Annotated in this window: 8 protein-coding genes; 6 read left to right on the top strand and 2 right to left on the bottom strand. The window is 70.7% G+C overall.

The features are described 5' to 3' along the window. The 5 genes from rbfA to B8460_RS01070 all read left to right on the top strand — a co-directional run. Positions 1–460, top strand: a 460-nt coding sequence (rbfA, locus tag B8460_RS01090) for a 30S ribosome-binding factor RbfA (protein WP_048859722.1), incomplete at its 5' end; no start/stop codon positions are given. A 64-nt stretch (positions 461–524) separates the two neighbouring features. Then, positions 525–1,451, top strand: a complete 927-nt coding sequence (truB, locus tag B8460_RS01085) for a tRNA pseudouridine(55) synthase TruB (protein ID WP_048859721.1) — start codon at positions 525–527, stop codon at positions 1,449–1,451. A 24-nt stretch (positions 1,452–1,475) separates the two neighbouring features. After that, the gene (gene rpsO, locus B8460_RS01080) at positions 1,476–1,745 is read left to right on the top strand and encodes a 30S ribosomal protein S15 (RefSeq protein WP_048859720.1); all 270 of its coding nucleotides are present in this window, start codon (positions 1,476–1,478) and stop codon (positions 1,743–1,745) included. A gap of 285 nt (positions 1,746–2,030) precedes the next feature. Next, complete coding sequence (gene pnp, locus B8460_RS01075) at positions 2,031–4,214, top strand: polyribonucleotide nucleotidyltransferase (protein WP_048859719.1); 2,184 nt, start codon at positions 2,031–2,033, stop codon at positions 4,212–4,214. A gap of 134 nt (positions 4,215–4,348) precedes the next feature. Next, positions 4,349–5,764: an NAD(P)H-dependent flavin oxidoreductase gene (locus B8460_RS01070; protein ID WP_048859718.1), complete on the top strand. Its 1,416-nt coding sequence runs from the start codon at positions 4,349–4,351 to the stop codon at positions 5,762–5,764. A 42-nt stretch (positions 5,765–5,806) separates the two neighbouring features. Here the strand turns inward: B8460_RS01070 and rnd are convergent, their stop codons facing one another. Then, complete coding sequence (gene rnd / locus B8460_RS01065) at positions 5,807–6,988, bottom strand: ribonuclease D (RefSeq protein ID WP_373855589.1); 1,182 nt, start codon at positions 6,986–6,988, stop codon at positions 5,807–5,809. 138 nt (positions 6,989–7,126) lie between these two features. Here rnd and aspS point away from each other — a divergent pair, with 138 nt between their 5' ends. Continuing rightward, positions 7,127–8,911, top strand: a complete 1,785-nt coding sequence (gene aspS, locus B8460_RS01060; protein ID WP_048859716.1) for an aspartate--tRNA ligase — start codon at positions 7,127–7,129, stop codon at positions 8,909–8,911. On the opposite strand, the gene B8460_RS21510 is transcribed toward aspS, so the two are convergent. Next, a partial coding sequence (locus tag B8460_RS21510; RefSeq protein WP_048859715.1) for a hypothetical protein occupies positions 8,877–9,087 on the bottom strand: 211 nt, incomplete at its 5' end. The genes aspS and B8460_RS21510 overlap by 35 nt on opposite strands.

The raw sequence follows: 9,087 nt of genomic DNA, 5'->3' as shown, positions 1-9,087 counted from the left end.
GAAGGCGCCGACGCAGCGGCAGCTGCGCGTGGCCGAGGAGATCCGCCACGTCCTCGCCGGCGTGTTCGGCCGCGGCGACGTGCGCGACCCCGACCTCGCGGGCGTGACGATCACCGTGACCGAGGTGCGGATCGGGCCGGACCTGAAGCGCGCGACCGCCTTCGTCGCGCGGCTTGGCCGGTCGGACGTGGATGAGGTGCTGCCGGCCCTGCGCCGCGCGGCGCCGTTCCTGCGCGCCCAGATCGCCCACGCCCTGCGCCTGCGGCACGCCCCCGACCTGTCGTTCCAGCCGGATCACACGCTCGATTACGCGATGAAGATCGACACCCTGCTGCACCGCCCCGAGGTCGCGCGCGATCTCGGCATCGGGGAGACCGACGACGCGGATCGCCGCGACGATGCCGGCCAACCCGACGACGACCTCGACGAGCCGGCCGGCCCGGACGAAGGCGCCCCCTAGATGCCGCCGGCGCGGATCGCCCCCGCCGCCATCGGCCTGCCCGCCCTTTCCTGAGAAATCCCGCATGTCCCGCCGCAAACCGCGTGGCCGCCCGCTCGACGGGTGGCTGATCATCGACAAGCCGCCCGGGCTGACCAGCACCGACGTGGTCAACCGCGTCCGTCGCGGCTTCGACGCGCAGAAGGCGGGGCATGGCGGCACGCTCGATCCGCTGGCGACGGGGGTGCTGCCGGTCGCGTTCGGCGCGGCGACCAAGACCGTGCCCTATGTCATGGACGGCACGAAGCTCTACCGCTTCACCCTCCTCCTGGGGGAGGCGCGCGACACCGACGACGCGGACGGACAGGTGACCGCGACATCTGCCGAGCGTCCGACCGACGCGGCGCTGCGCGCGGCGCTGCCGCGCTTCACCGGCCTGATCATGCAGATCCCGCCCGTCTATTCGGCGATCAAGGTGGCGGGCGAGCGCGCCTATGACATGGCGCGCGAGGGCCGTGCCCCGGTGCTGGAGCCGCGCCCGGCGCGGGTGGACCGGTTCGACCTGATCGAGCGGCCGGACGCCGATCACGCGGTGTTCGAGGTGGCGAGCGGCAAGGGCGTCTACATGCGCAGCCTGGCGCGCGACCTCGCCGCCGCCTGCGGCACGCTCGGTCATATCGCAGCCCTGCGCCGGCTGCGGGTCGGCCCGTTCACCGAGGCCCAGGCGATTCCGCTGGACAAAGTCACGCCGGGGCCTGATACCCCGCGCGCTTCCCCGGACCTTCTGCTTCCCGTTGCGACCGCGCTGGCCGACATCCCGGCTCTGGCCCTGACGGAAAGCGAGGCCGCCGACCTGACGCACGGCCAGGCCATCAGCCTGGTCGCTCTGATGGGCCGGATTCCGGACGCGGCCGATCCCGATGGGGGATTGGCCCGCGCCATGGCGGGGCAGCGCGTGATCGGTCTTTGCCGCCTGGAGGACGGGTGGCTGCGGCCCGAGCGCATCCTGTAACCCCGACCAGCGGAGCAACATCCGATGTCGATCACGGCCGAGCGCCGCACGGCGCTCATTGGCGAATACGCAACCGGCACCGCCGATACCGGCAGCCCGGAAGTGCAGGTGGCCCTGCTGTCAGAGCGGATCGCCAACCTGACGGAGCATCTGAAGACCCACGCCAAGGACTTCCACTCCCGCCGCGGCCTGCTGATGCTGGTCGGTCGCCGGCGCCGTCTGCTCGACTACCTCAAGGCCAAGGACGTGAAGCGCTACGAGGCGCTGATCGGCCGACTGAACCTGCGCCGCTGATCCGCGGCGCCGGCCTCTGACGCTTGGGCCCATCCGGGCCCATATGTCGGGGGATTCGATGATGCCGCACGCCATGGGGGCGTGCGGCCCGAGCCGCGTCACGCGGCGGACGACCGGTGCGTCGCCCTTCCGATCCTCGGAACATGCGACGGCGCCTCCGGCCACATGGCTGTGCGGCCCCTGGGGACGGGTCCGCAACACCCATGCCGCCCGAGACGCCGTGCCCTGATCGGACAGGAGGCTGCCGGACACCGCTTGAACGCGCATTGTCCGAAGGATTGCTGAATGTTCAACTACTTCCGTAAGGAACTTGAGTGGGGCGGGCGCACGCTCGTGCTGGAGACGGGCAAGATGGCCCGTCAGGCCGACGGCGCCGTGCTGGTCCGCTACGGCGACACCATCGTGCTCTGCACGGCGGTGGGCGCCAAGACCGCCAAGCCGGGACAGGATTTCTTCCCGCTCACGGTCAACTATCAGGAAAAGGCCTTCGCCGCCGGCAAGATCCCCGGCGGCTTCTTCAAGCGCGAAGGGCGGCCGAGCGAGAACGAGGTGCTGGTCTCGCGCCTGATCGACCGGCCGATCCGCCCGCTGTTCCCCGAGGGGTTCCGCAACGAGGTGCAGGTCATCGCGACCGTCCTCAGCCATGATCTCGAGAACGATCCGGACATCGTGGCGCTGGTCGGCTGCTCCGCCGCGCTGACGCTGTCGGGCATCCCGTTCTTCGGCCCGATCGCCGCCGCCCGCGTCGGCTACAAGGACGGCCAGTACATCCTCAACCCGACCATGCAGGAGACCGAGGAGAGCCAGCTCGACCTCGTCGTCGCCGGCACCGCCGAGGGCGTGCTCATGGTCGAGAGCGAGGCCCATGAGCTGACCGAGGAGGTCATGCTCGGCGCCGTCACCTTCGGCCATACCAACTTCCAGCCGGTGATCCAGGCGATCATCGAACTGGCCGAGCACGCCGCCAAGGAACCCTGGGCACTGACGGAGAAGTCGGACGAGGAAAAGGCGCTCGCCGCCCGCGTCGACGCCATCGCCCGCCCCGCCCTGACCGACGCCTACAAGGCGACCGTCAAGCAGGAGCGCTACGCCAAGCTCGACGCCGCCAAGAAGCAGGCGATCGAGGCGCTGGCCGCCGAGGGGCTGCCGACCGACAAGGCGCGCGCGATCTTCCACGATCTCGAAGCCGACATCGTGCGCAACGCCATCCTCGACACCGGCATGCGCATCGACGGGCGCGACACCAAGACGGTCCGCCCGATCGTGGCCGAGGTCGGCGTGCTGCCGCGCGCGCACGGCTCGGCGCTGTTCACCCGCGGCGAGACGCAGTCGCTGTGCGTCGCGACTCTCGGCACCGGCCAGGACGAGCAGATCATCGACGCGCTCGAGGGCGAGTACCGCGAGCACTTCATGCTGCACTACAACTTCCCACCCTATTCGGTGGGTGAGGCGGGCCGCATGGGCTCGCCCGGCCGGCGCGAAATCGGCCACGGCAAGCTCGCGTGGCGCGCGGTGCATCCGCTGCTGCCGGCCAAGGAGGCGTTCCCCTACACGCTGCGCGTCGTCTCCGAGATCACCGAGAGCAACGGCTCGTCGTCGATGGCGACGGTCTGCGGCACCTCGCTGTCGCTGATGGACGCGGGCGTGCCGCTGAAGCGGCCCGTCGCGGGCATCGCCATGGGGCTGATCAAGGAGGATCGCGGCTTCGCCGTGCTGTCCGACATCCTCGGCGACGAGGACCATCTCGGCGACATGGACTTCAAGGTGGCGGGCACCGAGGTCGGCGTGACCAGCCTGCAGATGGACATCAAGATCACGTCCATCACGCCCGAGATCATGAAGATCGCGCTCGATCAGGCGCGCGAGGGGCGGCTGCACATCCTCGGCGAGATGGCCAAGGCGATCACCGGGGCGCGCGGCGACGTGGCCGCGACCGCGCCGCGCATCACCGTGATCACCGTGCCGAAGGAGAAGATCCGCGACGTGATCGGCACCGGCGGCAAGGTGATCCGCGAGATCGTCGAGCTGACGGGCTGCAAGATCGACATCGAGGATGACGGCACGATCAAGATCGCGTCCAGCGAGCAGGAGCGCACGCAGGCGGCGATCGACCGCATCCGCGGCATCGTCGCGGAGCCCGAGATCGGCGCGATCTACAACGGCAAGGTGGTCAAGACCGCCGAGTTCGGCGCCTTCGTCAACTTCCTCGGCTCGCGCGACGGCCTCGTGCACATCAGCGAACTGTCGCAGGGCCGCGTCGCCAAGACGACCGACGTGGTCAAGCAGGGCGACGCGGTGAAGGTGAAGGTCCTCGGCTTCGACGATCGCGGCAAGGTGAAGCTGTCGATGCGGGTGGTCGATCAGGCCACGGGCGCCGACATCAGCGACCAGGTGGGCGCCAAGGCGGGCCGGCCCGACCGCGAGCGCGGCGGCGACCGCGGCGCCGACCAGTCGTCGGCGGCGGACTAGCCGTCCGGCCGGCGTGCGACGGCATCCGCCCTGGCGGGTGCCGCTTGCACGGGGCCGCCGGGACGATATTTGTTGGTATCCGGCCGGTCTGGCCCCGCGCAGCGCGGGGCGGCCGGTCCGGGCCTGGGGGACCGATGCGGGCGATCAACGCGATACGGATGGGCGGGGCGGAGGTTCTGCCCCTGGTGGAAGGCGGCAAGGGCGTGTCCGTCTCCAACGGCCGTTCGTCGGGCCTGTGGGCGCTGGCCGGCGGCGTCGGCACCTTCTCGGCCGTCAACGCCGACAGCCATGACGGGCTGGGCCGGCGCATCCAGCAGATCTATCGCGGCCGGACCCGCCGCGACCGGCACGAGGAACTCGTCGCCTATGCGGTGCAGGGCGCGGTCGAGCAGGCGCGGCAGGCGCACGAACTGTCCGGCGGGCGCGGGCGCATCCATGCCAACATCCTGTGGGAGATGGGCGGCGCCGAACGCATCATCACCGAGGTGCTGGAACAGGCGAAGGGGCTGATCCACGGCCTCACGTGCGGCGCGGGCATGCCCTATCGCCTGTCCGACATCGCCGCCCGCTTCGGCATCCACTACTACCCGATCGTCTCCTCGGCGCGGGCCTTCAACGCCCTGTGGAAGCGCGCCTATCACAAGGCGGCCGACCTGCTCGGCGGCGTCGTGTACGAGGACCCGTGGCTCGCCGGCGGCCATAACGGCCTGTCGAACGGCGAGAACCCGGACAAGCCCGAGGACCCGTTCCCCCGCGTGCTCGCCCTGCGCCAGCAGATGCGGGCTTTCGGCCTGCACGACACGCCCATCGTCATGGCGGGCGGCGTGTGGTGGCTGGAGGAATGGCAGGACTGGATCGACAACCCCGACCTCGGCCCGATCGCGTTCCAGTTCGGCACCCGCCCGCTGCTGACAAAGGAAAGCCCGATCTCCGACGCCTGGAAGCAGAAGCTGCTGACGCTGCAGGAGGGTGACATCCTGCTCCAGCGCTTCAGCCCGACCGGCTTCTATTCGTCGGCCGTCAAGAACGCCTTCATCGAGGAACTGCGTCAACGCAGCGAACGGCAGGTCGCCTATACGACCGAACCGGTGGGCGAGCACGTTGCCGCCTATGGCGTCGGTCCGCGCAAGCGCCTCGTCTACCTGACCGACCGCGATTACGGCCGCGTGATGCAGTGGGAGGGGCAGGGCCATACCGAGGCGCTGCGCACCCCGGACTCGACCCTGGTCTTCGTCACGCCGGAAAAGGCTGCGGAGATCCATGCCGACCAGACCGCCTGCATGGGCTGTCTGAGCCAGTGCCGCTTCTCCAACTGGAGCCAGCACGGCCCCGACTACACCAACGGCAAGAAGGCCGATCCGCGCAGCTTCTGCATCCAGAAGACGCTGCAGAACATCATCCACGACACCGCGCCCGACGCGCCGTCGATCGACCACGAGCTGATGTTCAGCGGTCATAACGGCTTTCGCTTCGCGCGCGACCCGTTCTATTCGAACGGGTTCATCCCGACCGTGAAGCAGCTTGTCGAGCGCATCCTGACGGGCCGCTGATCCGGGCGGCAGGCCCCCGGCAAAGGGGGCGCCGTGCCGTGTTCAGTCCACTGCCAGAAGCTTGACCCGCCGGCCCGCCGAGGTCAGCGCCACGCGCCCGGTCTTGAGCCGTAGCGCGTCCTCGCCGAACACGTCGCGCCGCCAGCCGTGCAGCGCCGGGACGGCGGGCTCGTCCTCCGCCGCCAGCCGGTCGATGTCGTCCCCGCTCGCTACCAGGCGCGGCGCGACATGGTGCTGTTCGCACTTGGCGGCCAGCAGCACCTTCAGCAGCGCGACCAGCCCGGGCGAGGGCTTCGGCCCGGTCGGCGCGCGCGGCGCCTCGGGCAGCGCCTCGTCCGGCAGGGCGCGCGTCTCGGCGACCACCGCGAGCAGCGACGTGCCGGTGCGCCCCTCGGCGAAACCGCGGCTGATGCCGCGCGCGCGGCCGAGTTCCTCGGGCGTGGTCGGCGCCGTGGCCGCGATCTCCAGCAGGGTCTCGTCGCGCAGCACGCGCTGGCGCGGGATGTTCACCCGCTGCGCCTCCCGCTCGCGCCACGCGGCGATGGCGCGTATCTGCGCCAGGTAGCGGCGGTTGTTGGTGCGCGGGCGCAGGCGTTCCCAGGCGGTCTCGGGATCGGGGCGATAGGTCTCGGGCGCGGCCAGGACCGCCATTTCCTCGGCCACCCAGTCGAGCCGGCCGTCCCGCTCCAGCCGCTGGCGCAGCCGTTCGTACACGCCGCGCAGATGCGTCACGTCGGCCGCGGCATAGGTGATCTGTGCCGGCGACAGCGGGCGCACGGACCAGTCGCTGAACCGGTGCGCCTTGTCGATCGACCCGCCGGTGAGCGAGGAGACGAGACTGTCGTAGCCGACCTGATCGCCGAAGCCGGCCACCATCGCCGCCACCTGCGTGTCGAACAGCGGGGCCGGCACGGCGCCGAACTTCAGCACGAAAATCTCGATGTCCTGTCGCGCGGCGTGGAACACCTTGGTCACGGCCGGATCGGCGAGCAGCGCGCCGAGCGGGGCAAGGTCGATGCCCGGCGCCTCGGCATCGACGACCGCGACCTCGTGCGTGCCGGCGAGCTGGACCACGCACAGCTCCGGCCAATAGGTGCGGTCGCGCATGAATTCGGTGTCGACCGTCACATAGGTCTCGGCGCGCAGTCGTTCGCAGAGGGCGGCGAGGGCTTCGGTCTCGGTGATCAGGGTCGGGGCCGGGAACTCCGGCAGGGAGCGGGACATGCGACGCATATACACGCTCGCGGCCCGTCCGTCAGGCCGGCGGGCCGCGCGTCCCGGCCGCCCGAAGGCTGCCGATTGACTTGGCCGCGGGGCGGCGCTTTCTGCCGCGCACGTCCCGCAACGTCCCGGAACCCGCCCATGCATGCCTACCGCACCCATACCTGCGCCGCGCTGCGCGCCGCCGACGCCGGACGGACGGCGCGGCTTTCGGGCTGGGTCCACAGCAAGCGCGACCATGGCGGGCTGCTGTTCATCGACCTGCGCGACCATTACGGCCTTACGCAGATCGTCTTCCCGGCCGGCTCCCCCGCCTTTGCCGCGGCCGACGCCCTGCGGCTGGAGAGCGTGATCACCGTGACCGGCGAGGTGGTGGCCCGCGCGCCCGGCACGATCAACCCGCGCCTGCCGACCGGCGAGGTCGAGCTGCGCGCCAGCGCCCTGGAGCTGCAATCAGCCGCCGACGTGCTGCCGATGCAGGTGGCGGGGGACGAGAAATACCCCGAGGACATCCGCCTGCGGCACCGCTTCATCGACCTGCGGCGGGAGAAGATCCACCGCAACATGGTGCTGCGCGCCGGCGTCATCGCCAGCATCCGCCGCCGCATGATCGAGGCGGGGTTCATCGAGTACCAGACCCCGATCCTGACCGCGTCCAGTCCCGAGGGCGCGCGCGACTTCCTGGTGCCCGCGCGGCTGCATCCCGGCAAGTTCTACGCGCTGCCGCAGGCGCCGCAGCAGTTCAAGCAACTGCTGATGGTCGCGGGCTTCGACCGGTATTTCCAGATCGCGCCCTGTTTCCGCGACGAGGCGAGCCGCGCCGACCGTTCGCCCGGCGAGTTCTACCAGCTCGATTTCGAGATGAGCTTCGTCACGCAGGAGGACGTGTTCGCCACCATCGAGCCGGTGATCGCGGGCGTGTTCGAGGAGTTCGCCGACGGCCGCGCCGTCTCGCCGCCGCCCTTCGTGCGAATCCCCTATGACACCGCGCTCCTTGAATACGGGTCGGACAAGCCGGACCTGCGCAACCCGCTGCGCATACGCGACGTGACGGACGCCTTCGCCGGGTCGGGCTTCGGCCTGTTCGCCAGGATCGCGGCGGGCGGCGGCATCGTCCGGGCGATCCCGGCACCGGGTGCGGCGTCGCAGCCGCGCAGCTTCTTCGACAAGCTGAACGAATGGGCGCGCGAGCAGGGGGCGGGCGGCCTCGGCTACATCACGTTCGACGCCGAGGGCGCGAAGGGGCCGATCGCCCGCAACCTGGAGGCCGACCGGGCCGAGGCGATCCGCGCGGCCTGCGGCCTCGCGCCGGGCGATGCGGTGTTCTTCGCGGCGGGCGCGCGCGACACGACGCCCGGCTTCGCGGGGGCGGTGCGCACCAAGCTCGGGCAGGACCTCGGGCTGATCGAGGGCGGCGCGTTCCGCTTCTGCTGGATCACCGATTTCCCGATGTACGAGCTGAACGAGGAGACGGGGCAGATCGACTTCAGCCACAATCCGTTCAGCATGCCGCAGGGCGGGCTGGAGGCGCTGAACACCCAGGACCCGCTGACCATCAAGGCGTTCCAGTACGACATCGTCTGCAACGGCATCGAGCTGTCGAGCGGCGCGATCCGCAACCACCGGCCCGACATCATGCTGCGCGCCTTCGAGATCGCCGGCTACAAGGCCGAGGACGTGGAGGCGCGGTTCGGCGGCATGCTCAACGCCTTCCGCTACGGCGCCCCGCCGCATGGCGGCTCGGCGCCCGGCATCGACCGCATCGTGATGCTGCTCGCCGACGAGCCGAACATACGCGAGGTGATCCTGTTCCCGCTCAACCAGCAGGGCGAGGATCTGCTGATGGGCGCGCCCGCGCCGGTGACGGCGGCGCGGCTGAAGGAACTCAGCATCAGGCTCGACCTGCCGCCTGTGAAGAAGGGCTGATCCGCGCGCGGCGGCGCGCGCCGCCGGCCAGCAGGTCGATCGAAAGCGCGGCGAGGATCGCCCCGGCGCCGAGCGCGAACAGCAGGGTAAAGCTGCCGGTGCGCACCAGCAGCGCCGACAGCGCGTAGCCGGCCACCGCCTGCCCGAGGGCGAAGGCGATGGTGGCCGCCGCCCAG

Origin of the sequence: Acidisphaera rubrifaciens HS-AP3, from assembly GCF_000964365.1 — a bacterium.
Taxonomy (GTDB): domain Bacteria; phylum Pseudomonadota; class Alphaproteobacteria; order Acetobacterales; family Acetobacteraceae; genus Acidisphaera; species Acidisphaera rubrifaciens.
This window is presented reverse-complemented; position numbering and strand designations above follow the sequence as displayed.

Bases quoted from the DNA above. Each gene is read 5' to 3' on its own strand.
- truB (WP_048859721.1), top strand. From the start codon at position 525: ATGTCCCGCCGCAAACCGCGTGGCCGCCCGCTCGACGGGTGGCTGATC.
- rpsO (WP_048859720.1), top strand. From the start codon at position 1,476: ATGTCGATCACGGCCGAGCGCCGCACGGCGCTCATTGGCGAATACGCA.
- pnp (WP_048859719.1), top strand. From the start codon at position 2,031: ATGTTCAACTACTTCCGTAAGGAACTTGAGTGGGGCGGGCGCACGCTC.
- B8460_RS01070 (WP_048859718.1), top strand. From the start codon at position 4,349: ATGCGGGCGATCAACGCGATACGGATGGGCGGGGCGGAGGTTCTGCCC.
- rnd (WP_373855589.1), bottom strand. From the start codon at position 6,988: ATGTCCCGCTCCCTGCCGGAGTTCCCGGCCCCGACCCTGATCACCGAG.
- aspS (WP_048859716.1), top strand. From the start codon at position 7,127: ATGCATGCCTACCGCACCCATACCTGCGCCGCGCTGCGCGCCGCCGAC.